Below are 23652 nucleotides of genomic sequence, written 5' to 3' on the forward strand. Positions count from 1 at the left end.
CACAACCTGCGTGAGAAATGGTTGCACGTGGTGCTTGTATCTAGATTCCGGGGCTTACTTCGGCAGGAAATTCCTCGGTATCGTTCCGATAAGACAAATAGTCCAAATGGAATCTAGTCATCCCCTCCAATGTAGCCATGCTAATCTGTTTTTTTTCTTTAACGAGAGCATGGGTGACATTAATACCTGCCCCTTTAAGGATATCCTTGTAACGCTCTATTCTATCCTGAGCTGTTTTAGCATCACCATCATTAGTCAGTGCACCTAATAATTGTACGTCATAGCGTTCACCTTCTAAAAGCTCACGATTTGGGTTGAGGCGAATGTAAATCCCATACAGGTGATCATTGGACTGCTTCGCAGCTTTCTTTAGCTTGCTCTCAGAACGCTTTAAAAGATCATTAAACGACGTTGGCAACGCGGGCCTATCATAATGTTCTCCCAACCAGTTCCTATAACTTCTCTCTTCTTGAATACCCCAAGAGATACCATCAAGATAGTCAATATCAATCAGGTTTTCTTTTGGAGTAAAGACTTTCTCCAATATGCTAACTCTGAGTGAAAGCTCTTGCAGTCCATCTTCACGAACTTGAGTTACGTGAGTATCAAGAATTCTAGGATGGGCGTTGTAACTTTTTTGAGGGTCTCTAACTTCAATAACCCTCGCAACAAGCAACTGTACCGAAGGAACCTCATCCCTCGCTATATCACAAGACTGAGAGGCAACGACAAGCACAAAGTTATCGTCTACTAGCCAAGCCTTATTGACATCTATGCACGTAGTATTTTCATGTCCCAATAAAACAACAGCTTGCTCCTTTGGAATAATGCAGCCTTGCAACCAACCTTTGGTCTCTAAAGTACTTCCAAAGTTCATATCACCTACCTACGCAAAGGGATCGTCGATCACGTCAAAGTCACTAGTCAACATTAAACCAGAACCGAAGTACAAGACGTCATCAGTATCAACTTCATCTTGTTGCAACTTATGCAAGATTTGGTTCTTTTCTTCAATATCCAATGTGGCGATATCTGGATATCCGTTGCTTAACCACTTGCTCAAAAGATTATGCTGATCCACCAACCGTAACAATTTTGTTTTGTTTGGTTTGGTATTGCCCTGCTGCCAATTATGAAGTGTTTTACGAGTTGTTTTTAATATACTCGCTAATTCTTCATCTGCTAATCCAAGGCTACTTTTTAACTCGTTCAATCGTTTGACTAATAGATTCTGTTGAGGCGACACTGTCAAAACGTCTGTCGTACTAACTTCAACAAGAACGTCGTGGAAATCTGTCTTAGTATGGGTCCAATACTTATGCTGCCCTGAACGATAATTAATAAGATCAAAAATCTCCGTAGCGTTAGGGCTCTGGTACGTACTATGTGCTGCTGATTGAACGGCATGCTGACCAGAAACCGCTAAATTTTTGATTTTACTTACGTCATAATCAGCGTATGCGTGATCTGCTACAACCATATTTCATTCCTTGCGTACGGAGTCGTCGCATTCCAAAATGCTTCTCTCGAAGCCTCATGTAAACCAGACAACGTTTCTAGAATATTATCAACTTCAAAGTCTTTCGGGTTATTTGAATCTTGCCAGAAGTGGTCAAAGTCTAAAAGAAGCCTCAGTTTAGCGGTTTCATCTGCTTTGACTTTTAAGCCTATTGAAACGAGATCTTCAGGCAGGACATTAGGCGTAACTGTCTGAACGGTTCTTATTACAAGATGTGTTGTCCCTGTTGCAATTAAGTATTCTTGACGCTTAAAGCCTTTTTGACCGATATTGCTAAATGTATCATCAAACAACAACTGAGGAACGACTAACTCTGATAATCCAGCATCCCCCCCATCTAACGATGTAATGTTATCGCAATAACGTAGACCCACCCTAGTGTAAATCGACGGGTTAACAATATTTTTCAAGACCTCAACTATCTGCTGAACATCTTCCTGAAACCCATCAAACCGATCGTATTTAGTCGTTGCATAAACGACTCTATTCTGATCAATGTCAACAACTCGTTGACCATCTTTGGATGTAAATAGCCATCTTTCTATGTTTGAAAAATCTACTTGGTCATTATTAAAGTTCACCGCTTTATCAACTACAGTGTTGAAGTTCGGAAAATCTCCACGAAGTTGATCGTGTAGTTCTGGGATGTATTTCTTCACATTTAGAATTGGTGAGTATCTCACCTCTACGAGAACAAGTTCTAACGGATGATTGTTCAACTTCTTATAATCTGACATGTTGATACGCCTTTCTGGGACTCTTTAAATTAATTATTACACAGTAAATTACACATTGCTCGTATTTTCATCTGACATTAGATTCTGATCATAGTTCCACCAACCTTATAAAAGTACCTATTGAAAACAAAAGGCGGAAAGTAAGACGATTTACTCTGGAATAATGGTAAGGTTGAGTTCGGATTTTTGGAAAAATCGTTCCAATAGCCAATTTTTCTGGAAAAGGCTCAAAAGCCTCTTCCTATGCACCTTTCCAGATTTATTTCAGAAACAACCCGTGTTGGTAGTTTGCTACGATGAGATAATCAACGTCTTAGTTGAGCTCTCTTTAGAAGCAGGCCTTGTGCCTGCTTTTTTTATGCCCACTTTGAACCTTGGTTCTCGATTCGACGTAACACAAATATCCACCTATCTAGATCAGCAATGGAGTTTGTGATGAATCTACTAATCGAATCATTTGAAGGCGGGATTTACTTGGCTTACCAAATCGTTGGCGAGCAAAAGCAATTAATTAAAGATGACCACCAGCATCCTATGAAGTTTTTGAGTGTAAACCAAGCACGCGATCATTTTAGTGACCAAGGCGTAGCATCAGCAATGCTGGTTCATAACAGCGCCTACGACGAGATGTGCGGTGAGCATTGTGGTAGCACACAGCCTTTCGAGATTGATTTGAAGTGGAGTTAAATCAACCTCAAATCAATCTCGATAAAAATTGAAAGGCTTGCATCAATGCAAGCCTTTCTTATGGGAGTCACTTTCACTTTTAATCACCTAGATTAGCGCGATGTCCGTTTAAGTCTTCGTTTAATGTTCTGCTCTTTCACTACAAAGTCGAATAGCGGAGCGAACAGGTTGGCGAACAAGATAGCCAGCATAATGCCCTCTGGGTAGGCTGGATTAAGCACTCGAATACCGACCGTCATCACGCCGATCAAAATCCCATAGGCCCATTTACTCTGATTGGTAAACGCGGCAGATACAGGGTCTGTTGCCATGAAGAAGGTACCAAAGGCAACACCACCCAACACAAAGTGCCAGTAAAACGGCATCGAAAACATCGAGTTAGTATCCGACCCTATCCAGTTCAGTAAACTCGACGTCACGACAAGGCCGACAATCACACCGGCGACAATGCGCCAAGACGCTATCTTCATCACAATCAAAATCAACCCCGTCAGCATGATCAGCAGTGACGACACCTCACCCATCGAACCTGGAATATTACCGATAAAGGCATCCATCCAGGTGATCGCCTCGCCAGTCATGTTATTGATGAGTGACGTGCTGCCGCCTTCATACCATTGACTCAGCGGTGTCGCGCCTGAATAGCCGTCAGCGGCAACCCACACAAGCCCACCCGACATGTTGGCTGGATAGGCGAAATAGAGAAACGCGCGGCCTGCAAGGGCTGGGTTCAAGAAGTTTCGTCCTGTACCACCGAACAGCTCTTTGGCGACAACGATACCAAAGGTGATACCTAAAGCGGCTTGCCAAAGCGGGATGGTTGGCGGAAGAATGAGTGCGAATAGTACCGAGCTAACAAAGAAACCTTCATTCACCTCATGTTTTCGTACAACGGCAAATAAAACCTCCCAGAAGCCACCTACCACAAACACCGTGGTATAAACGGGTAGGAAATAGAGTGCACCAAGCAACATCTGACTTTCCCAGCCACTTGCCACCAATGACTGCGCATCACCAAATGCCCACGACAGACGCCAGCTGCTTTCAATAACCGAGGCAAGTTCGTTAAGTTGATAGCTGGAGGTTAATGCGAGGACGCTTTGGTGTCCGACGTTATACATCCCCCAGAACATTGCCGGGAAAGTCGCCAGCCATACCAGAATCATGATGCGCTTTAGGTCAATGCTGTCACGAACATGGGTTATACCGCGGTTTACGTTTCCGGGTGTATAGAATATTGTCGCGAAAGCTTCATACACTGGGTAGAGCTTTTCGTACTTCCCTCCGGCTTCAAAGCGTGGAGCCACGTCTTCTAATCGTTTCTTTAAACTCATAATCTCAATCACCTTATTACTTGAGTTATGGTTTTCTACGCATCAGCCGCGCTATTTGAACAATTTTTAACGATTTTTAATCAAATTCGTCTTGAAGAACGAGTGTCTAAAAGTCGAACCGATGTTGAAAAAGAGAGGCGTATAAACAACAAAGCCCCAGCAATGGCTGAGGCTTATTTGGTTTGGTAACGGTCGTCGTTACTTAACGCACATCACATTAAGCAATGAAGAACCTTTCAACTGGTTGACGTTACCGTTGGTAAACAGACCTTTCTTATCTGCGCCCCAATAAGGGAGATGCATTGGCCAGTTCTGTTTTTCCATAACCTTTGAGCTCAAGATGCTTTGCCATTGCTTCTCACTCATCAGCTTCATGTTGACCTGATTACACACCAATTCAGCGCTATCGTAATCTAGGCGGCTCCAAGGCTTACCTTGCTCCATGTAGAACTGTTGTTGATGATCTAGAAGGTAAGGAATAGCATATTGGCTACCCGCAATGTCTGCTTTCACGCGAATCTCGATCTCTAGATCATTGTCTGAACTCGCGTTACCGCTTGGTAGCGTCTGAATTGCTGCAGCGCTCGCTACCGCCGCCACTTGCTTAGTAGCCACAGGTTTCGGTGCAGGCTTAGCTTCTACTTTTGCAGGAGCCTTGTGCGTCACCGCTTTTGGCTCTGCTGGTTTTGCCACAATAGGCTGTGATGAGGTTTTCGACTTATCGACCATACGAATAAAGGCTTCACCGTAACCAGAAACCTTACGCACCTGAGCTAGGTCTTTTCTCGCATCAGAGAAGGTAGAATAAGGTCCGATTAAGCAACGGTAGTCTCCGCCTTCCGGCTTCATCCAAACGTTGGTCGAGATCTTCTCATACAGAGGCTTTGCTCGGCTCAGTGACAAAGGCTTGTTCAGCAGGCCACATTGAACCCAAAACAGTTCGTTATCTGAATGACGTTTTGGTGCTTTACTGCCCCACACGCCCTTACCGATCGGACATGATTGCTCTAGCTGTGGTAATTGGTTGGTGCTTGCCTGAGTTGCATCACATAGAACCGACTCTGCATTCACTTGGCTCGATACCAAAAGAGATGCAGCGATAAGTCCCATACGATAATTTCTCGTCACAGCACGACATACAGCATTCATTGTCAATTTCATAACCACCACTTAAACCCTTGCGGGCTAATTATTACCGAATCTATGTCGATAAAACATGAATTCCATTTTAACTATTATTGACACTGTCAATAACACTAAGTTCCAGATCCATTAAGCAAAAAAAGAGCCGTAATTGCTTACGGCTCTTAATTTAGTGACTTTTTTTACTAAAAATCAAACCGGGCTATCACCCTTTATAAATTTTCGGGTTAAACACGTCACGTAACCAGTCGCCTAATAGGTTAATAACGAGAACCAATGTTACCAAAAGCACACCTGGGAATGCTGTGATCCACCATGCTCCTGAGAAAATGTAGTTAAAACCAGTACTGATCAGGGCACCGAGTGACGGTTGGTCTACCGGAAGACCTAAACCGAGGAAAGAAAGTGCCGCTTCTGACATGATGGCATTTGCCACCTGTACCGTAGAGATAACCAAAATCGGTGATAAACAGTTAGGCAGAATATGGCGGAACATGATGCGAGGCGCTCTAAAGCCCATCACACGTGCCGCTTCTACGTACTCTTTCTTCTTCTCTGCCAATACCGATGCACGAATCGTACGAGCATACTGCGGCCATTCAGCAATACCGATGATCACCACCAGCATAACAACCGCATATTGCGCGTAGAAGTCACTACCGAAACTCGCCTTGAAGATGGCCGAGACAATGATCGCAACCATCATGGTTGAGAACGAAAGCTGAACATCGGCAAAACGCATCAGGAAGCTATCAATACGACCACCGAAGTAACCTGCAGACAAGCCAATGATGATACCGAGAGTCAGCTGAAGACCTACCGCTAGGAAACCGATCGTCAATGACAGACGCGAGCCGTAAAGCATCGTAGATAAGATGTCACGACCCTGCTCATCAGTACCCAGTAGGAAGCGTTCTTCGCCGTCTTCCATCCAAGATGGTGGCAACTCAGAATCCATGATGTCGATAGACGTCACGTCATACGGGTCTGTTGGCGCTAGAATAGGTGCCGCTAATGCCATAACAAGGAAAGCTGCAAAGATAGCGAAGCTCACCATTGCCACTTTGTCACGTAAGAAGTAGTACAGAATGTCTGACTGCTTGAATCGCTCCCAACGAGATGGAGCTGTTGTTGTTTGTTCCATGATTATGCTCCTTTCCCTGTGATGTTCACTGTTGGGTTAATGATGCCGTATAGCAGGTCAACAATGGTGTTAGTTACTACGAAGATCAGGCCAACGAAGATAACGTATGCGGTAATCAGTGGTGTATCCACTCGGTTAATCGCTTCAAGGAATAGGAAGCCGGTACCCGGCCACTGGAATACAGTTTCAGTAAGAATGGTGTAAGCCACCATAGTACCGATTTGAACACCGCCTACCGTTAGTACTGGCAGCATTGTGTTTTTCAAAGCGTGTTGGTAGTAAATCTTGTTCAGCGCTAGGCCTTTTGCTTTACCAAACTTGATATATTCAGAGCTAAGAACCTCTAGCATTTCAGAGCGTACTAGACGAATGAACAGAGGCAGCATGATAGATGCTAGAGCAATACTCGGCAGCACTAAGTGTGCAAGGCCATCGAGCGTTAAGAAACCAGACTCCCAGCCAAACCAGTTTGCGGTCTCACCACGTCCAAACGACGGCAGCCAACCTAACTCAATAGAGAATACATACATCAACATGATTGCGGTTAAGAAAACAGGCACAGAAATGCCGATACTACTGCCCGCCATCACCAGTTTAGTGAAGAAGCTTTTTGGGTGTATTGCAGAATAAACGCCAAGTGGAATCGACAGACAAACAATGATCAGAGAAGCGCCGAACACAAGCTCAAGCGTTGCGACTAGTTTATCTAAGATTACGTCCACAGCTGGGCGTTTAAAGAAATATGAAGTACCAAGATCACCTTGTAGAGCTGCGCCCACAAAGCGAGTGTATTTTGTAATGAAGGGATCATTTAAGCCGAGTTCATCACGCAGCGCTTGACGCTCCGATTCTGAAACAGATTGACCGACTAACTCACGCAACGGGTCGCCCAGGTTATCCTGAATGGCAAACGCCACCAAACTGATCACAAACATCACTATCAGTGCCTGAAACAGGCGCTTGACCAGAAACGTAACCATTCCTTGCCCCTTATCTATCCATGACTATCTAGTCGAAATCCGCGACTAGATAACAAAATTCAGTCTTAAAAAAGGTATTTAGCCAGACTGAAGGAAGACCAAATACCGAAACTTAAATCTATATCTTAATAATTTGAGAGCCTGAAAAGCTTCAGGCTCTCGATTCTAGCAAGCTAGATTATTTTACAACTAGGTCGCCGAAGTAAGGCATAACCATTGGGTTTACTACGTCTGCTGCACCTACGTTAGACTTCGCGCCCCACGCTTCACTTTGCCAGTGTAGCGGTACGAATGCTGCGTCGTTGTAAAGTGTTGCTTCAACGCCTTTCAGCATTTCAGCACGCTTAACTGGGTCAGTTTCAGTGTTAGAAGCTTCTACGATCGCATCCATTTCTGGGTTTGAGTAGCCAGAACAGTTGTATTGACCACGGCCAGTCTCTTCGTTACGAGTCATAGTTAGGAACTCGTTGAAGTTAGCTGAATCTTCTGTATCTGAGTGCCAGCCGATCATCATCATGTCTGCTGAACATAGGTCAAACTCAGGCCAGTACTGTGCTTTAGGCATAGTTTTAAGATCAACTTTGATACCAATCTTAGACAGCATTGCCGCAGACGCTTGCGCTACTTTCGCATCGTTCACGTAACGGTTGTTTGGAGCCATCATAGTTAGCGTAAAGCCATCTTCGTAGCCCGCTTCTTTCATCAGCTCTTTCGCTTTTTTCAGATCGTAACGAGGAACTAGGTCTTCGTTGTGACCCGCGTAGCCTGTTGGGCTTTGCTGACCAGCTGCTGTTGCGAAGCCTTTCATGATCTTCTTAACGATACCTTCGTTGTTGATTGCGTGAACAATCGCCTGACGAACGCGAACATCTTTAAGTGCTTCGTTGCTGTTTTGGTTCATTTGGAACGTGATGATACGAGTACCAGGTAGCGTCACTAGATCGATGTTCTTAGCGTTTTTAACACGCTTGTGATCGTTTGGTGCTACTGGGTGAATCATATCAACGTCGCCAGAAAGAAGTGCTGCAACACGTGTCGCGTCTTCTTTGATTGGCACAAGTGTTAGCTTGTCTACGTTGCCTTCAGTTTCTGTGTCCCAGTAATCGTTGAAACGCTCGAACGTTACTTTAACGCCTTGCTCACGCTGCGTTACGATAAATGGACCAGTACCTGAAACGTTAGTCGAAGCAAACGAGTTACCGTGCTTAACTAGCTCAGACTTGTCTTTACCTTCCGCTGTTTGGCCAGAGTAGAACTTGCTGTCCATTGGGAAGATGTAAGTTGCTGTTTGTAGTACTAGTGGGTAAGCCGCTTTTGATACTAGCTCAACTGTGTAGTCATCCACTTTTACCATTTTTTCGTATGGCGTGAAGATAGACTTAAAGTCTGGAGAAGCTTGTAGACGTTCAAAAGTCCACACAACATCATCAGCAGTCAGTTCGTTACCAGAGTGGAATTTCACACCTTTACGTAGGTTGAAGCGGAAAGTCGTTTCATCAACACGCTCCCAGCTAGATGCTAGGCGGCCTTCAAAATCCATCTCTTGAGTGAAACGTACTAGAGGGTCAAACACCATGTGAGACATTTGCAGTGTGCCACCAGACAGCTGCTCGTGCGGGTCAAGTGATACTGGGTCAGCTGCGTAGCCAACGGTAATATCTGCTGCTGCTGCACTAAAGCTTAGGCCAGCTGCCATTAAAGCTACTGCTAATTTGCTTTTCATGGTTTTCATTGCATAACTCCTTCATGCGGGAATCCAGATCCCTAGTTGTTGTATTTGCGTCTGTTTATTGTTGTTAGCAAGCTAAACTCCAGCCTGCTGATTTTTATACCGCGGCTTGTGCCACTGCTTTTTCTTCTCTTAAGCCTGTAAATTCAGGCATTAAAGAAATCAGTTGTTTGCTGTATTCATGCTGAGGTGATTGGAACAGCTGCTCCGTTGGCGCAACCTCCAATAATGTCCCCATCTGCATCACACCAACACGGTCACACATTTGGCGAATAACCGGTAGATCGTGACTGATGAACAGCATGGTTAGGTTTAGCTCGTCTTGTAAGTCTTTTAGTAGGTTAAGAATCTGAGCCTGTACCGACACGTCCAGTGCCGATGTTGGTTCATCACAAATCAAAAGACGTGGGCGAGTCGCCAAAGCGCGAGCGATAGAAATACGCTGACGTTGACCACCTGAGAATTCGTGTGGGTACTTCACCCCAGCCATTTTGCCTAAACCCACGTGCTCTAGCAGGTCGTTCACGATCTGACGAGTTTCATTTTCGTTGCGAGTAAGCTTATGGAATCGGATAGGTTCAGCAATGATGTCGAATATCTTCATTCGAGGGTTCATTGATGTGTAAGGGTTTTGGAAAACCATCTGCATTTGACGACGCATAGGGCGACGTTCTTTTTCAGATTTCAGACCAGTAAGATCAACGCCTTCAAACGTTACCTTGCCTGAGTTTGGTGCGTACAAGCCAGCAATCACACGAGCAATCGTTGATTTACCTGAACCTGATTCACCTACTAAACCAAACGTCTCACCTTCATGCACTTCAAAGCTCACGTTGTTTGATGCTTGAACGTACTCACGACGGCTCTCAAAGAAAGAATCTTTGGTAGTAAAGCGTAAGTTTACGTTCTCAACGTTCAACAGAGGGCCAGTGTAATCACGGTGATCTTGGCTTTGACCTAACCAGTGGTTCTTCACATCCAATGGTTCCATCTCTTGTGCTTCTTCGATGTAGCTAACAAGAGGGAAACGATCGAGTTTGCGATCCGAACGAGGAACCGCAGAGATAAGACTGTGTGTATATGGGTGCTCAGGAGTACCCAGAACTTTCGCTGTTGGGCCAAACTCAACTAAGTCACCACGATACATAACGGCTACGCGGTCGGTAACGTTAGATACCACGCCCATGTCGTGCGTGACCAACATGCAACCTACGTTCTTCTTAATACATAGGTCGCGAATCAAACCCAAGATCTGGTCTTGGATAGAAACATCCAGTGCTGTTGTTGGTTCATCTGCGATGATTAGGTCAGGTTCACCTGCCAATGCGATCGCGATAACCACACGCTGACGCATACCGCCAGAGAATTGGTGAGGGTACTGCTTTAAACGGTTTTCTGGTTGTGGGATACCCACTTGGTTCATCAAGTCTAATGAGCGCTGGTAGGCTTCTTGATCCGAAACCTTCATGTTGGCATGAATCGTCTCTTTTAACTGCTGTTCTACTGTGAATAGAGGGTTAAGAGAAGTCATTGGGTCTTGGAAGATAAAACCAATCTTTGAGCCGCGAACAGAACGCATCTGTTCAGGAGATAAACCAGAGACTTTTTCGCCATCCAGAAATACCTCGCCGCTAGCAATGCGGCCAGGAGGGCTCAGCAAATCGATCACAGCATTACCTACTGTTGATTTACCTGCACCAGACTCGCCTACAACACCAACAATCTCACCACGTTCAATGTTGAACGAAAGTGATTTAACTGCGGCGTGAACTCCATGACGAGATGGGTATTCGATACGAAGATTTTTTACTTCTAAAAGTGACATTACCAGACCTCTACTGCTTTGGCAGCTTTCTGCCCTGTCTGCAAAATTGAATCCATTCTTACCAGAATATTGTTCTGATATTTTATACGGTTGACAATTTGGCAAATAATTCACAGAAAAGCAACAAAAATAGGATAAAAAGTCGATATTAAACGCTTAGCAAGCAAAAGTGCCACATAACTATTCACCAAAAGAGCATATAGTAAGAAAAATCAACATTATATTATCGGCAAGAAATACTCACAAACTCCTTACCACTACTTACTTGTAGAGTTAAAGCCGTGCTTCAAAGCAGATCTCACTACCAGTCACTAAAAACAAATAATTATTCCAAAAAACAATTAACACTATAGAAACAAACGCTAATTTTGTTAATTTAAACAAATAAAACAACCAGATAAACGTTAATTAGCCATACATTTAACCATCTGTATTATTTTGGTAAATACAAAACAGACAAACGAAAGGCCTAATAAATCAGAGGAGTTTTTGAACGACCAAATGCGTACAAAGCTGTCAAATTCAGGCCTTAGTGAGCAAATTTAGGGTCAGGTTTCACTTTTCATAAAAGTCTTTAGACCAAACCCATTAATATGTCGAATTATTGAGCACTCCATTTATATAAAATTAGATATAGAACTGTACATTTGATAAAGAAAGCAACTCTGTAGCAGCACCATTATCAAGCAGATCGTTAGGAATCTGTCTTATATAAGAAGGGGAGATAGATGTAAGAAGCCCCGTCATTTCTGACGCGGACGGCTAGTTGAGGCTTCTTAAGTGATCAGTGAAGAGACATTCTTTGAACATCAGGCGAACCCCACTCTGTTCAAGTTATCTAAGTTTCAGATGTAAAAAAGCCCTAGTCTTTCGACTAGGGCTTCTTAAGGTGGTCGGTGAAGAGGGATTCGAACCCCCGACCCTCTGGTCCCAAACCAGATGCGCTACCAAGCTGCGCTATTCACCGAGACGTTTCGTTTGATTTCTCAAACTGGGAACTTCAAAGAAGCTACCAAAATTAATGGGGTGGCTAACGAGATTCGAACTCGCGACCACCGGAATCACAATCCAGGGCTCTACCAACTGAGCTATAGCCACCACTAATTTTTTATATAACCGCTTAAAAGCGATTATTGAAATAGTGGTCGGTGAAGAGGGATTCGAACCCCCGACCCTCTGGTCCCAAACCAGATGCGCTACCAAGCTGCGCTATTCACCGACTAGTTTTGTATCGACTCTTGGGAATAATGAATCAACACTGGAAGCCGAAGCTACCGATATTTTGTAAAGAAAGAATGGGGTGGCTAACGAGATTCGAACTCGCGACCACCGGAATCACAATCCAGGGCTCTACCAACTGAGCTATAGCCACCATTATTTCTTTTTGCCAATTTCTCACTTACCGAAGTAAGAGACCGGATGGCGCGCCTGAAAGGATTCGAACCTTCGGCCTTTGGCTCCGGAGGCCAACGCTCTATCCAGCTGAGCTACAGGCGCATGCCCTGTCGGCGGAGTGGAATAATACGTATATCACCCAATGCCGTCTAGTACTTTTTTAACTTTTTTTTCTGTTTGGTCTCTTTTTCGACAGTTAATATGTGATAAACCCCTTATTTGAGTACTACAACCCGCCACAGCTTATAAGTTGTTGTTTATTGCAACAACTTATCGGGATATAATCACCCATTATTTACATTGGTTTAACAGTTGCTCTTTGCTGGTTAAAGCCAAAACACCCTTCCAACACTATAAATTGGTAAGCATGTACTTACCTTGGGAATGTAAAGTGAGTTTAATGGATATGTCTCGTCGAATTTTAAGCGTTGTCATCGCAGTTTTAACCTTTTCAACTGGCGCAATGGCTGCAGGCCTAAGCGAAGCGGAGCACGATGCAATTGCTGAACGCATCAAACCAGTTGGCCAAGTTTACCTAGTCGGCAGCGAGCCAGTAGCCGCAGAACCAACAGGCCCTCGTGATGGCGCAGCAGTTTACGGTACCTTTTGTATCGCTTGTCACGCATCTGGCGTAAGTGGCGCACCTAAAACAGGTGATGCTGGTGACTGGGGTCCTCGCATTGCTCAAGGTCGCGACATTCTAGCTGACCACGCAATCAACGGCTTCAATGCGATGCCAGCGAAAGGTTCATGTATGGATTGTTCAGACGACGAAATCAAAGATGCTATCGAGCACATGATTGCCGGTCTGTAATTAAAAATGCCAGATTCAGAAAAGGTGACCTCATGGTCACCTTTTTTATTGGCTTCTATATAGTGCGATTAAAGTAGGGCATTACTTCTTGTTGAACATCGCTCGAATATTCGCAATGTGCGCCTGCCCTTTTTCCATTCTTTCTTCAGCGGATTGAGGCTTCTTAACGCTTTCCCACTCCACATCATCGTGCGGCAGCTCATCGAGGAAGCGGCTTTGTGTTGGCTTTATTAATTCACCATATTGACGACGTTCACGACACTTAGTAAAAGTCAGCTCTTTCTGCGCTCGAGTAATCCCCACATACATAAGACGACGTTCTTCTTCTACGTTGCCTTCATCGACACTGGTTTGGTGCGGCAAGATGCCCTCTTCTGCACCCATCAGGAATACATATGGGAACTCTAGACCTTTCGATGCATGCAATGTCATTAATTGGACTTGATCTGCATCGTCATCATCCTCACCACGCTCCATCATATCGCGCAGCGTTAAACGTTGAACCACCTCGCGCAGGGTTTTCTCTTCTTTATCGTAGTTGTCACCCTCAAGATCGGCCACAATCCAGCTATACAGATCAGAGACGTTCTTCATTCGCATTTCAGCGGCTTTCGGGCTCGCTGAGGTTTCGTACAACCAATCTTCGTAGTTGATGTCACGAACCAAAGAACGAACGGCTTCAACCGTATTACCACGCTCGGCATTGTCTGAGATACGAACAATCCAGTCACCGAAGCGGCGCAAATTTTCTAAACCACGCCCCGTCAGTGTCTGCTCTAAGCCCATCTCAAAGCTGGCTTCAAACAAGCTCTTGCCACGCATATTGGCGTAGCTGCCTAACTTCTCAAGCGTCACCGGACCAATCTCTCGGCGCGGTGTGTTTACAATACGTAGGAAGGCGTTGTCATCATCAGGGTTCACCAACACACGCAGGTAAGCCATGATGTCTTTAATCTCGGCTCTCGCGAAGAAAGAGGTACCGCCAGAGATCTTGTAAGGCACACGGTTCTGCATCAGCGCTTTTTCAATCAAGCGTGATTGGTGGTTACCACGGTAAAGCACTGCGTAATCTTTGTATTCAGTACGGTTCAAAAACTTGTGGGCGATGATCTCGCCGGTAATACGCTCTGCTTCATGCTCTTCATTCTTAGCATTCAGTACCTTGAGCTTTTCACCGTCTGGGATCTCTGAGAATAGTGACTTTTCATAAACGTGTGGGTTGTTGGCGATCAAGATGTTCGCCGCACGTAATATTCGGCTGGTTGAGCGATAGTTTTGCTCGAGTTTGATCAAGCGAAGATTTGGATAGTCCTCACCCAGCAACACCAAGTTTTGCGGTTTTGCACCACGCCATGAATAGATAGATTGGTCATCGTCACCTACTACCGTCAAGCGACCACGCTCTCCCACCAGTAAACGAACCAACTCATATTGGCTGGTGTTGGTATCTTGGTATTCATCGACCAGTAAATAGCGGATACGCGACTGCCAGCGCTCACGCACCTCTTGATTGGTTTTCAGTAGTAATACAGGCATCGCGATCAGATCATCAAAATCGAGTGCGTTGTATGCCTTCATCTGTTTCTGGTACATCTCAAAACAGAATGCAAACAACTGCTCTTGTTCGCCTTGAGCACGTGCTTTCGCCTGATCTGGCGTCAGCATGTCATTTTTCCAATTCGAAATGGTGCTCATTAAAGCGCGTAGCAAATCCTTATCACCATCGATCTGTCTCTCTGTTAACTCTTTTAACAAAGCTAACTGGTCTTGGTCATCAAACAGAGAGAAACCCGCTTTCAAACCCAGCGCTTTGTATTCACGGCGAATGATGGTTAAGCCCATGGTATGAAAAGTCGAAACAATCAGCCCTTTCGATTCGCCCTTACCTAGAGTTTGCCCAACACGCTCTTTCATCTCGCGTGCCGCTTTATTAGTAAAGGTCACCGCCGCAATATTACGCGCCTTATAGCCACATTCCTGAACCAGATAAGCAATTTTATTGGTGATAACACGTGTTTTACCGGATCCAGCGCCCGCTAATACTAAGCAGGGGCCCGAAACATATTTCACGGCTTCATCTTGTCTTGGGTTCAGTTTCATTTGATTCTCAGTTTGGTCTAGAGGGGCGAATTCAATTGCGCGCCTATAATAATGCTGCAACAGCACGAATGCTACGTTCTCTTATACAAGATTTTTACGCTGATTATGTAAAACTTTGTTGCACATGTGTGTGGTTATTAGGCTATAATGAATGAACGTTCATTCATTGGTGGTTGAAATATGACAACTCATGCACCTCGGGATAAACGCCAGCAAATACTTTCTGCAGCTGAAAAGCTAATTGCAGAGGTCGGTTTCCAAGGCCTTTCAATGCAAAAATTAGCCAAAGAAGCGGGAGTGGCTGCAGGCACTATCTATCGCTACTTCGATGATAAAGAGCATTTGATAGAAGATGTTCGAATGCTCGTGACTCAAAGAGTAGCTGATGCTGTTCAACAAGGGGTTAATGATTCGGATCCAATTAAACAACGCTACCGTACTATGTGGTTGAACATATGGAACTTAGCAGGAACGAATTTAGCCGCAATAAAAAATCGGGTTCAGTATGACTCTCTACCCATCACAAATAGCCTAAACTTCAGGGAACTAGAACGTAAAATGTTTGCCCAAGTTGAGCTGCTATTTAATGAGGGGAAAGAACAAGGATTGTTTAAACCACTTAACAATGAAGTATTAGGTGGATTGAGCTTGGCGGCTAGTGTTTCTCTAGCACGCAAGCATTCTTTAGGATTTTACCAACTTGATGAGGCAGAACTAGAATCTGCAATCGAAGCCAGTTGGGACGCAATAATTAAACACTAGATCGGAGTTTTGACCATAATGAAAAAGTGGACTTTCTTCATGTTACTCATCGCTGTACTACTTTTCGGCAGCGTTATTGGGTTTAACATGTTCAAACAACAAAAAATTGCTGAGTATATGGCCAACCGCCCTGAACCCGAGTTTCCCGTAACGGTAACTGAAGTTCAGCCGATCGACTGGGTTCCCGTAATTGAAGCTATCGGCTTCATCGAACCAAATCAAGGTGTGACACTAGCGAACGAAACCAGCGGTGTTATTGACCAAATTTCTTTCGAATCGGGTACTGATGTTAAGAGTGGTCAGCAACTGGTACGTCTTGATTCTGACGTAGAGAAAGCCAACCTTAAGAGTTCTGAAGCTCGTTTGCCTGCTGCGAAAGCAAAATACAAGCGTTACCAAGGTCTATTCAAGAAAGGCTCTATTTCTAAAGAAGCGTACGATGAAGCAGAAGCTAACTACTTCTCTCTTTCAGCTGATATTGAAAGTCTAAAAGCGTCTATCGATCGTCGCGAAATTCGCGCACCATTCGATGGTACCGTTGGTATCCGCAATGTTTACCTAGGCCAATACCTACAATCAGGTACTGATATTGTTCGCCTGGAAGACACCAGTGTTATGCGCCTACGCTTCACGGTTTCTCAGACTGACATCTCTCGCATCAGTGTGGGTCAAGCAGTTGATATCTTCGTTGACGCTTACCCTGAAATCCCATTTGAGGGCTCTATCAGCGCAATTGAACCTGCAGTAAGCGTGCAAAGTGGTCTTATTCAAGTTCAAGCAGACATTCCAAACAATGATGGCAAGCTTCGTAGCGGTATGTTCGCTCGCGCTAACATCATTCTGCCTAAATTAGAGAACCAAGTAACTCTGCCTCAAACAGCGATTACTTTCACTCTATACGGCGACAATGTTTATATCCTAACTGAAGAAGACGGCGTTCAACGCGTTACTCAACATGTTGTAAAAGTAGGTGAACGTACTGCTGATATCGCACACATCCTTGAGGGTGTGAAAGCGGGCGATACCGTTGTGACTTCTGGCCAAGTACGTCTAAGTAACGGTGCCAAAGTTAAGGTTGTGGAAAGTGATGCAATCACACCACCATCTGAAACACCTATGCTGTAACCGGAGGCACAATGCGCTTTACTGATGTTTTTATTAAACGTCCAGTTCTAGCGGTATCCATCAGCTTTTTGATTGCGCTGCTTGGCTTACAAGCAATCTTCAAAATGCAGGTGCGTGAATACCCTGAAATGACGAATACCGTAGTAACCGTCACCACGAGTTACTACGGTGCAAGTGCCGATCTTATCCAAGGCTTTATCACCCAGCCCCTCGAGCAGGCTGTGGCCCAAGCGGATAACATCGACTATATGACTTCTTCTTCTGTACTCGGTAGCTCGACGATTACCGTGAACATGAAGTTGAACACAGACCCGAATGCGGCGCTGTCTGACATACTGGCCAAGACTAACTCGGTACGTTCTCAGCTTCCTAAAGAAGCCGAAGATCCAACCGTAACTATGTCTACCGGTTCAACAACGGCGGTACTCTACATTGGTTTTACCAGTGATGAGTTGGTGTCGAGCCAAATTACCGACTATCTAGAGCGAGTAATCAACCCGCAACTATTTACGGTAAATGGCGTATCTAAAGTTGACCTATATGGTGGTATGAAATACGCACTACGCGTATGGCTAGACCCGTCAAAAATGGCTGCAGTTAATTTAACCGCTAGCGATGTGATGTCGGTACTGAATGCCAACAACTACCAATCGGCAACCGGTCAGGCAACGGGTGAGTTCGTTCTCTACAACGGCAGTGCTGATACCCAAGTATCTAACGTTGAAGAGCTAGAGAATCTTGTAGTACGAAGCGGTGCAGGCGAAATAATCCGTCTATCTGACATTGCTAAGGTTTCGCTAGAGAAAAGCCACGATGTGTACCGTGCAAGTGCGAACGGTCAGGAAGCGGTTGTTGCAGCGATTAACGCGGCACCAAGTGCTAACCCGATCAACATTGCAGCCGATGTTCTTGAGCTTCTTCCTCAGCTAGAGAAGAACCTACCAAGCAACATCTCAATGAACGTAATGTATGACTCAACAATTGCGATTAACGAATCGATTCAAGAGGTAATCAAGACCATCCTTGAAGCAGCATTAATCGTACTGGTTGTAATTACCTTGTTCCTGGGTTCTTTCCGTGCGGTTCTTATTCCTATCGTTACTATCCCACTGTCTTTGATTGGTGTGGCAATGGTAATGCAGGCGATGGGCTTCTCTTGGAACCTGATGACGCTACTGGCAATGGTACTCGCCATCGGCCTGGTAGTAGATGATGCGATCGTAGTACTAGAAAACGTCGACCGACATATCAAGCTCGGGGAGTCCCCTTTCCGTGCTGCAATCATCGGTACTCGTGAAATCGCGGTGCCAGTTATTGCAATGACATTAACACTAGGCGCGGTATATGCTCCAATCGCAATGATGGGTGGTATCACAGGCTCGCTATTTAAAGAGTTTGCGTTAACCCTAGCAGGTTCGGTTTTCGTGTCAGGTATTGTGGCACTTACGCTATCGCCAATGATGTGTTCAAAAATGCTGAAAGCTCACGCTGAGCCAAGCAAGTTTGAACAGAAAGTTCATGGTGTACTGGATGGTATGACTAACCGTTACGAGCGTATGCTTGGCGCGGTAATGCAGCATCGTCCAGTATTCATTGGCTTTGCTATCATCGTATTTGCAAGTTTGCCGATGTTATTCAAGTTCATCCCTAGTGAATTAGCACCTTCAGAAGATAAGGGTGTAATCATGCTAATGGGTACGGCACCTTCGAATGCGAACTTAGACTTCATGCAAAATACCATGAACGACGTAAACAAGATTCTGTCGGATCAGCCAGAAGTCGCTTACGCACAGGTGTTTACTGGTGTACCTAATGCAAACCAAGCGTTTGGTATCGCATCTATGGTTCCATGGAGTGAGCGTGAGGCGAGCCAATCAGACGTAGCAAACCGCGTTGGTGGTTTAGTTAAAGATGTTCCGGGAATGGCGGTAACTGCATTCCAAATGCCAGAACTACCAGGTGCAGGTTCAGGTCTTCCAATTCAGTTTGTTATTACAACACCAAACAGTTTTGAGAGCTTGTTCCAAATCACTACTGACATTTTAGCGGATGTAGCATCGAACCCGCTGTTCGTTTACTCAGATCTTGATCTGAACTACGACTCAGCAACGATGAAAGTACACATCGATAAAGACAAAGCAGGCGCATACGGTGTGACCATGCAAGATATCGGTATCACCCTTGGTACCATGATGTCTGATGGCTACGTAAACCGTATCGACTTAAACGGTCGTTCTTATGAGGTTATCCCTCAAGTAGAGCGTAAGTTCCGTTTGAACCCTGAATCGATGAATAACTACTATGTACGTGCTGCGGATGGTAAAGCGGTGCCACTGGGCAGTTTAATTACGATTGATGTTGTGGCAGAGCCTCGCTCTCTTCCTCACTTCAACCAATTGAACTCAGCAACGATTGGTGCAGTACCAGCTCCTGGCGCGGCGATGGGTGATGCGATTGCATGGTTTGAAGATACGGCAACGAACAAGCTACCAAGTGGCTACAACCACGATTACATGGGTGAAGCTCGTCAATACGTAACAGAAGGTAGCGCACTTTACGCAACCTTTGGTCTGGCGCTAGCAATCATCTTCTTGGTACTGGCGATTCAGTTCGAATCTCTAAAAGATCCACTGGTTATCATGGTATCTGTACCACTGGCGATCTGTGGTGCCCTAATTGCTCTAGCTTGGGGTGCGGCAACGATGAACATCTACTCACAAGTAGGTTTAATCACGCTGGTCGGCCTGATTACCAAGCACGGTATATTAATCTGTGAGGTTGCAAAAGAAGAACAACTGCATCACCACAAGACTCGTATTGAAGCGGTGATGGAAGCAGCAAAAGTTCGTCTTCGTCCAATTCTGATGACAACAGCTGCGATGATCGCGGGTCTAATCCCACTGATGTACGCAAGTGGTGCAGGTGCAGCTCAGCGCTTTAGTATCGGTATCGTAATCGTTGCTGGTCTAGCGATTGGTACTATCTTTACGCTATTTGTACTGCCAGTGATTTACAGCTACCTAGCTGAAAAACACAAACCTCTTCCTGTATTTGTGGAAGACAAAGATCTAGAAAAACTAGCTCGCGTCGATGAAGCAAAAGCAGCACACAGAGAATTAGCAGATAACAAGTAATCGCTAAGTCGTAAAACAATCAAAAAGGCTACTTCGGTGGCCTTTTTTTATACGCGATAGGCGACATCTCAAGTGTGATTAAATAGAATAGTGATAAATAGTCAGGAGTTTTAATCGATATGTTTGATCCAAAAAAACTAGAGCAAATTGCTAAGCAGATCCACGACTCTATGCCTCAGCCAGTAAAAGAACTGGGTTCAGACGTAGACCAGAAAGTTCGCCAAGTTATCCAAGGCCAGCTAAACAAACTAGATGTTGTAAGCCGTGAAGAGTTTGATGTTCAGACTCAAGTACTACTGCGCACTCGTCAGAAGCTCACTGAAATGGAACAAAAACTGGCTGAACTAGAAGCAAAGCTTTCAGACAAATAGTCATTTTTTCAATCAGTTCAAGTTCGAATAAAGGCTTACCTTCGGGTAAGCCTTTATTTTTTCCTCAATCTATCAAGCCTTCACCGGTAAAATAGTTGCAAGCATAAAAAAGCCCCGAACAAATGTTCAGGGCTATTTTTATTCAGTGATGAACTGGAAGATTAACCGCCAACAGCGATACGCTTCATGTCGCTCATGTAGCTACGTAGCTCTTCACCAATGTATTCTACAGGGTGGTTACGGATAGCTTCGTTTACTTCAATTAGCTTAGCGTTATCAACTTGGTTAGATGTCTCACCTAGACCACGGCCGATGACGTCCGTTGCTACTGAAGGCATGAACTTCTCACGTAGTAGCGGTGTTGCTACGTTAGCGAATAGGTAGTTACCGTACTCAGCAGTATCAGAGATTACAACGTTCATTTCGTAAAGACGCTTACGAGCAACTGTGTTTGCGATTAGTGGAAGCTCATGTAGAGATTCGTAGTAAGCAGACTCATCAATGATGCCTGATGCCGTCATAGCTTCGAATGCTAGCTCAACACCGGCACGAACCATAGCAACCATTAGGATACCGTTGTCGAAGTACTCTTGCTCTGAGATTTCTACGTCAGAAGCTGGGTAGTTTTCGAATGCAGTTTCGCCTGTCTCTTCACGCCAGCCTAGTAGGTTCACGTCATCGTTCGCCCAGTCAGCCATCATTGTGCTAGAGAAGTGACCAGAGATGATGTCATCCATGTGCTTGTTGTAAAGCGGACGCATTAGGTCTTTAAGCTCTTCAGAAAGCTCAAACGCTTTAACTTTAGCCGGGTTAGATAGGCGATCCATCATGTGAGTTACGCCACCAAACTTAAGTGCTTCAGTAATCGTTTCCCAACCGTATTGTAGAAGCTTGCCTGCGTAGCCAGGTTCGATGCCATCAGCAATCATCTTCTCGTAAGATACGATAGAACCCGCTTGTAGCATGCCACAAAGGATAGTTTGCTCACCCATCAGGTCAGATTTAACTTCTGCTACGAAAGAAGACTCTAGGCAACCTGCACGATGACCACCAGTACCTGCAGCCCAAGCTTTAGCGATATCCCAACCTTCGCCTTTAGGGTCGTTTTCTGGGTGAACAGCGATAAGTGTTGGTACACCGAAGCCACGTTTGTACTCTTCGCGAACTTCAGAGCCTGGACACTTAGGTGCAACCATTACTACAGTAAGGTCAGCACGTAATTGCATACCTTCTTCCACAACGTTGAAGCCGTGAGAGTAACCAAGAGCAGCGCCTTGCTTCATTAGAGGCATTACTGTTTCAACAACGTTTGTGTGTTGCTTATCAGGAGTAAGGTTGATTACTAGGTCTGCTTGAGGGATTAGCGTTTCGTAGCTACCCACAACAAAGCCGTTTTCATCAGCATTTTTGAATGATTGACGCTTTTCATCAATTGCCGCTTGGCGTAGAGCGTAAGATACGTCTAGACCAGAATCACGCATATTTAGACCTTGGTTTAGGCCTTGAGCACCACAACCAACAATTACGATTTTCTTACCTTCAAGGTATTCAGCTTCTGTCGCGAATTCTTCACGATCCATAAAGCGGCAACGACCTAATTGGTCTAGTTGTTCACGAAGGTTTAATGTATTGAAATAGTTAGCCATTCTAGGGCACTCCTTTAAAAATAAGTCCGTAAGGTCGATATCTCTCTATCGAATGACTTCATACTAAAACAGACACTCCGTTGCTGAAAGTGATATATTCACAATTAGTTATTGCAATAAATGCAACATGGAAACGATCGCAGAACATGAACATAAAATCTCTACAATTATTTATACATTTATGCGACAGCAAGAGTTTCAGCAAAACCGCTGCTGCTATGCACGTCAGTCCTTCAGCGCTGAGCCGTCAGATACAAAAGCTTGAAGAGGAAACAGGACAAGAACTGCTAATCAGAGACAACCGCAGTGTTGATCTTACCCCAGCAGGAAAACACCTATTGCCTGTAGCATTGAGCATCGTGGGAGAGTGGCAGCAATATAACCTTCACCTGAAGGGCGGAGAGCAAGAACTTAAAGGTGAGATCCGTATATTTTGTTCAGTAACGGCTAGCTACAGTCACCTACCTGAACTCATAACCGAATTTAGGGCTATTCATCCGTATATTGAATTTAAGCTCTCTACTGGTGATCCAGCTCAATCCATCGACAAGATCTTAAACGATGAAGCGGATATCGCGATTTCAGCAAAGCCAGACATCCTTCCTTCAAGGTTAGAATTCGAAACCATCAGCGATATTCCACTGTCAGTCATCATTCCATCTGGTGTGAGTAGCTTTAGCCAACAACTGCAATCCGATAAGCCAAACTGGAATGAAGTGCCCTTTATCATCCCAGAAGCAGGAACAGCGCGTGAACGAGCCAATGCATGGTTTAAAAAGATGAAGATAAAACCCAACATATACGCGCAAGTTTCTGGCCATGAGGCGATTGTAAGTATGGTGGCACTAGGATGTGGAGTTGGCATCGCACCTGATGTGGTCATAAACAACAGTCCAGTAAGAGATAAAGTTAGCCGCTTAAAGATAGAACCTATCAAGCCATTTGAGTTAGGCGTATGTTGTAAGCGAGCACAGCTAGATAACCCTCTAATTCGAGCGTTCTGGCAAGTTGCAGAAGGGAAATATTTAGCGGACTAGTCGTCATTGTTTTAAATACAAAAAAGGGAAGAGCACGTCAGTGCCCTTCCCCTTTTATTTATGTATATCGCAGATAAGAAAAAAGCCCGCTGATTTCTCAGCGGGCTTTCTAATGGTGGTGGAGGGATAGGGATTTGAACCCTAGAACCGCTATTAACGGTTGCCGGTTT

General features: G+C 44.7%; 18 protein-coding genes and 5 tRNA genes. 7 read left to right on the plus strand and 16 right to left on the minus strand.

The window, feature by feature from the left end:
• Nucleotides 1-40: 40 nt before the first annotated feature.
• The 3 genes from ACED46_RS14820 to ACED46_RS14830 are packed head-to-tail and all read right to left on the minus strand — an operon-like array spanning nt 41 to nt 2256.
• Entirely contained in the window at nt 41-877 is an 837-nt protein-coding gene (locus ACED46_RS14820; RefSeq protein ID WP_371721779.1) for a hypothetical protein, read from the minus strand.
• A 9-nt stretch (nt 878-886) separates the two neighbouring features.
• On the minus strand, nt 887-1480 hold the full coding sequence (locus ACED46_RS14825) for a helix-turn-helix transcriptional regulator (RefSeq protein WP_017821123.1): 594 nt from the start codon (nt 1478-1480) through the stop codon (nt 887-889).
• Nucleotides 1471-2256 carry a TIGR04255 family protein gene (locus ACED46_RS14830; RefSeq protein WP_017821124.1) on the minus strand — a complete coding sequence of 262 codons (786 nt, stop codon included), beginning with the start codon at nt 2254-2256 and terminating at the stop codon, nt 1471-1473. The genes ACED46_RS14825 and ACED46_RS14830 overlap by 10 nt, the downstream gene beginning before the upstream one ends.
• Before the next feature lie 435 nt (nt 2257-2691).
• On the opposite strand from ACED46_RS14830, the gene ACED46_RS14835 reads away from it, so the two are divergent.
• Nucleotides 2692-2943: a DUF6482 family protein gene (locus ACED46_RS14835; RefSeq protein WP_102332574.1), complete on the plus strand. Its 252-nt coding sequence runs from the start codon at nt 2692-2694 to the stop codon at nt 2941-2943.
• A 92-nt stretch (nt 2944-3035) separates the two neighbouring features.
• Here ACED46_RS14835 and ACED46_RS14840 read toward each other — a convergent pair whose 3' ends face one another.
• The 11 genes from ACED46_RS14840 to ACED46_RS14890 all read right to left on the minus strand — a co-directional run bounded on the left by ACED46_RS14840 (nt 3036) and on the right by ACED46_RS14890 (nt 12595).
• Nucleotides 3036-4277 carry an NADH:ubiquinone reductase (Na(+)-transporting) subunit B gene (locus tag ACED46_RS14840; RefSeq protein ID WP_371721780.1) on the minus strand — a complete coding sequence of 414 codons (1242 nt, stop codon included), beginning with the start codon at nt 4275-4277 and terminating at the stop codon, nt 3036-3038.
• 198 nt (nt 4278-4475) lie between these two features.
• Nucleotides 4476-5438, minus strand: a complete 963-nt coding sequence (locus tag ACED46_RS14845; protein WP_029235875.1) for an SPOR domain-containing protein — start codon at nt 5436-5438, stop codon at nt 4476-4478.
• Between the two features lie 187 nt (nt 5439-5625).
• Nucleotides 5626-6564, minus strand: coding sequence for an ABC transporter permease (locus ACED46_RS14850; protein ID WP_017060135.1), 939 nt, complete (start codon nt 6562-6564; stop codon nt 5626-5628).
• Nucleotides 6565-6566: 2 nt separating this feature from the next.
• Nucleotides 6567-7544 (minus strand): ABC transporter permease, encoded by a 978-nt coding sequence (locus ACED46_RS14855; RefSeq protein WP_017060134.1) that lies wholly within the window; start codon nt 7542-7544, stop codon nt 6567-6569.
• A 178-nt stretch (nt 7545-7722) separates the two neighbouring features.
• Nucleotides 7723-9276, minus strand: a complete 1554-nt coding sequence (locus ACED46_RS14860) for an ABC transporter substrate-binding protein (protein ID WP_017060133.1) — start codon at nt 9274-9276, stop codon at nt 7723-7725.
• Nucleotides 9277-9370: 94 nt separating this feature from the next.
• A complete protein-coding gene (locus tag ACED46_RS14865) occupies nt 9371-11098 on the minus strand; it encodes an ABC transporter ATP-binding protein (protein WP_017060132.1) in 1728 nt (575 codons plus the stop codon).
• An 890-nt stretch (nt 11099-11988) separates the two neighbouring features.
• Nucleotides 11989-12065, minus strand: a tRNA-Pro gene (locus tag ACED46_RS14870).
• Between the two features lie 55 nt (nt 12066-12120).
• Nucleotides 12121-12196, minus strand: a tRNA-His gene (locus ACED46_RS14875).
• Between the two features lie 44 nt (nt 12197-12240).
• A tRNA-Pro gene (locus ACED46_RS14880) sits at nt 12241-12317 on the minus strand.
• A 77-nt stretch (nt 12318-12394) separates the two neighbouring features.
• A tRNA-His gene (locus ACED46_RS14885) sits at nt 12395-12470 on the minus strand.
• A 48-nt stretch (nt 12471-12518) separates the two neighbouring features.
• Nucleotides 12519-12595, minus strand: a tRNA-Arg gene (locus ACED46_RS14890).
• Between the two features lie 298 nt (nt 12596-12893).
• On the opposite strand from ACED46_RS14890, the gene ACED46_RS14895 reads away from it, so the two are divergent.
• Nucleotides 12894-13307 carry a cytochrome c5 family protein gene (locus ACED46_RS14895; protein ID WP_017063036.1) on the plus strand — a complete coding sequence of 138 codons (414 nt, stop codon included), beginning with the start codon at nt 12894-12896 and terminating at the stop codon, nt 13305-13307.
• Between the two features lie 81 nt (nt 13308-13388).
• On the opposite strand, the gene rep is transcribed toward ACED46_RS14895, so the two are convergent.
• Nucleotides 13389-15407, minus strand: a complete 2019-nt coding sequence (gene rep / locus ACED46_RS14900; protein WP_017061960.1) for a DNA helicase Rep — start codon at nt 15405-15407, stop codon at nt 13389-13391.
• A gap of 180 nt (nt 15408-15587) precedes the next feature.
• On the opposite strand from rep, the gene ACED46_RS14905 reads away from it, so the two are divergent.
• The 4 genes from ACED46_RS14905 (at nt 15588) to ACED46_RS14920 (ending at nt 20799) form a co-directional block, all read left to right on the plus strand.
• A complete protein-coding gene (locus tag ACED46_RS14905) occupies nt 15588-16169 on the plus strand; it encodes a TetR/AcrR family transcriptional regulator (protein ID WP_017061961.1) in 582 nt (193 codons plus the stop codon).
• 18 nt (nt 16170-16187) lie between these two features.
• Complete coding sequence (locus ACED46_RS14910) at nt 16188-17294, plus strand: efflux RND transporter periplasmic adaptor subunit (protein ID WP_017066594.1); 1107 nt, start codon at nt 16188-16190, stop codon at nt 17292-17294.
• An 11-nt stretch (nt 17295-17305) separates the two neighbouring features.
• Nucleotides 17306-20428, plus strand: a complete 3123-nt coding sequence (locus tag ACED46_RS14915) for a multidrug efflux RND transporter permease subunit (RefSeq protein WP_371721782.1) — start codon at nt 17306-17308, stop codon at nt 20426-20428.
• Between the two features lie 119 nt (nt 20429-20547).
• Nucleotides 20548-20799, plus strand: a complete 252-nt coding sequence (locus tag ACED46_RS14920; RefSeq protein ID WP_017061964.1) for an accessory factor UbiK family protein — start codon at nt 20548-20550, stop codon at nt 20797-20799.
• A 161-nt stretch (nt 20800-20960) separates the two neighbouring features.
• Here ACED46_RS14920 and ilvC read toward each other — a convergent pair whose 3' ends face one another.
• Nucleotides 20961-22445, minus strand: a complete 1485-nt coding sequence (ilvC, locus tag ACED46_RS14925) for a ketol-acid reductoisomerase (protein WP_017061965.1) — start codon at nt 22443-22445, stop codon at nt 20961-20963.
• Nucleotides 22446-22591: 146 nt separating this feature from the next.
• Between ilvC and ilvY the strand changes: the two genes are divergently transcribed.
• Entirely contained in the window at nt 22592-23482 is an 891-nt protein-coding gene (gene ilvY / locus ACED46_RS14930) for an HTH-type transcriptional activator IlvY (protein ID WP_017061966.1), read from the plus strand.
• Nucleotides 23483-23652 lie beyond the last annotated feature (170 nt).

The sequence above is a fragment of the Vibrio sp. 1S139 genome (genome assembly GCF_041439475.1).
Taxonomy (GTDB): domain Bacteria; phylum Pseudomonadota; class Gammaproteobacteria; order Enterobacterales; family Vibrionaceae; genus Vibrio; species Vibrio crassostreae_C.

Excerpts from the sequence above, each read along its gene's own strand:
- ACED46_RS14855 (WP_017060134.1), bottom strand. The coding sequence starts at position 7,544 with ATGGTTACGTTTCTGGTCAAGCGCCTGTTTCAGGCACTGATAGTGATG.
- ACED46_RS14845 (WP_029235875.1), bottom strand. The coding sequence starts at position 5,438 with ATGAAATTGACAATGAATGCTGTATGTCGTGCTGTGACGAGAAATTAT.
- ACED46_RS14905 (WP_017061961.1), top strand. The coding sequence starts at position 15,588 with ATGACAACTCATGCACCTCGGGATAAACGCCAGCAAATACTTTCTGCA.
- ilvY (WP_017061966.1), top strand. The coding sequence starts at position 22,592 with ATGAACATAAAATCTCTACAATTATTTATACATTTATGCGACAGCAAG.
- ACED46_RS14915 (WP_371721782.1), top strand. The coding sequence starts at position 17,306 with ATGCGCTTTACTGATGTTTTTATTAAACGTCCAGTTCTAGCGGTATCC.
- ACED46_RS14910 (WP_017066594.1), top strand. The coding sequence starts at position 16,188 with ATGAAAAAGTGGACTTTCTTCATGTTACTCATCGCTGTACTACTTTTC.
- ACED46_RS14895 (WP_017063036.1), top strand. The coding sequence starts at position 12,894 with ATGGATATGTCTCGTCGAATTTTAAGCGTTGTCATCGCAGTTTTAACC.
- ACED46_RS14920 (WP_017061964.1), top strand. The coding sequence starts at position 20,548 with ATGTTTGATCCAAAAAAACTAGAGCAAATTGCTAAGCAGATCCACGAC.
- ilvC (WP_017061965.1), bottom strand. The coding sequence starts at position 22,445 with ATGGCTAACTATTTCAATACATTAAACCTTCGTGAACAACTAGACCAA.
- ACED46_RS14835 (WP_102332574.1), top strand. The coding sequence starts at position 2,692 with ATGAATCTACTAATCGAATCATTTGAAGGCGGGATTTACTTGGCTTAC.
- ACED46_RS14830 (WP_017821124.1), bottom strand. The coding sequence starts at position 2,256 with ATGTCAGATTATAAGAAGTTGAACAATCATCCGTTAGAACTTGTTCTC.
- rep (WP_017061960.1), bottom strand. The coding sequence starts at position 15,407 with ATGAAACTGAACCCAAGACAAGATGAAGCCGTGAAATATGTTTCGGGC.
- ACED46_RS14865 (WP_017060132.1), bottom strand. The coding sequence starts at position 11,098 with ATGTCACTTTTAGAAGTAAAAAATCTTCGTATCGAATACCCATCTCGT.
- ACED46_RS14820 (WP_371721779.1), bottom strand. The coding sequence starts at position 877 with ATGAACTTTGGAAGTACTTTAGAGACCAAAGGTTGGTTGCAAGGCTGC.
- ACED46_RS14840 (WP_371721780.1), bottom strand. The coding sequence starts at position 4,277 with ATGAGTTTAAAGAAACGATTAGAAGACGTGGCTCCACGCTTTGAAGCC.
- ACED46_RS14860 (WP_017060133.1), bottom strand. The coding sequence starts at position 9,276 with ATGAAAACCATGAAAAGCAAATTAGCAGTAGCTTTAATGGCAGCTGGC.
- ACED46_RS14825 (WP_017821123.1), bottom strand. The coding sequence starts at position 1,480 with ATGGTTGTAGCAGATCACGCATACGCTGATTATGACGTAAGTAAAATC.
- ACED46_RS14850 (WP_017060135.1), bottom strand. The coding sequence starts at position 6,564 with ATGGAACAAACAACAACAGCTCCATCTCGTTGGGAGCGATTCAAGCAG.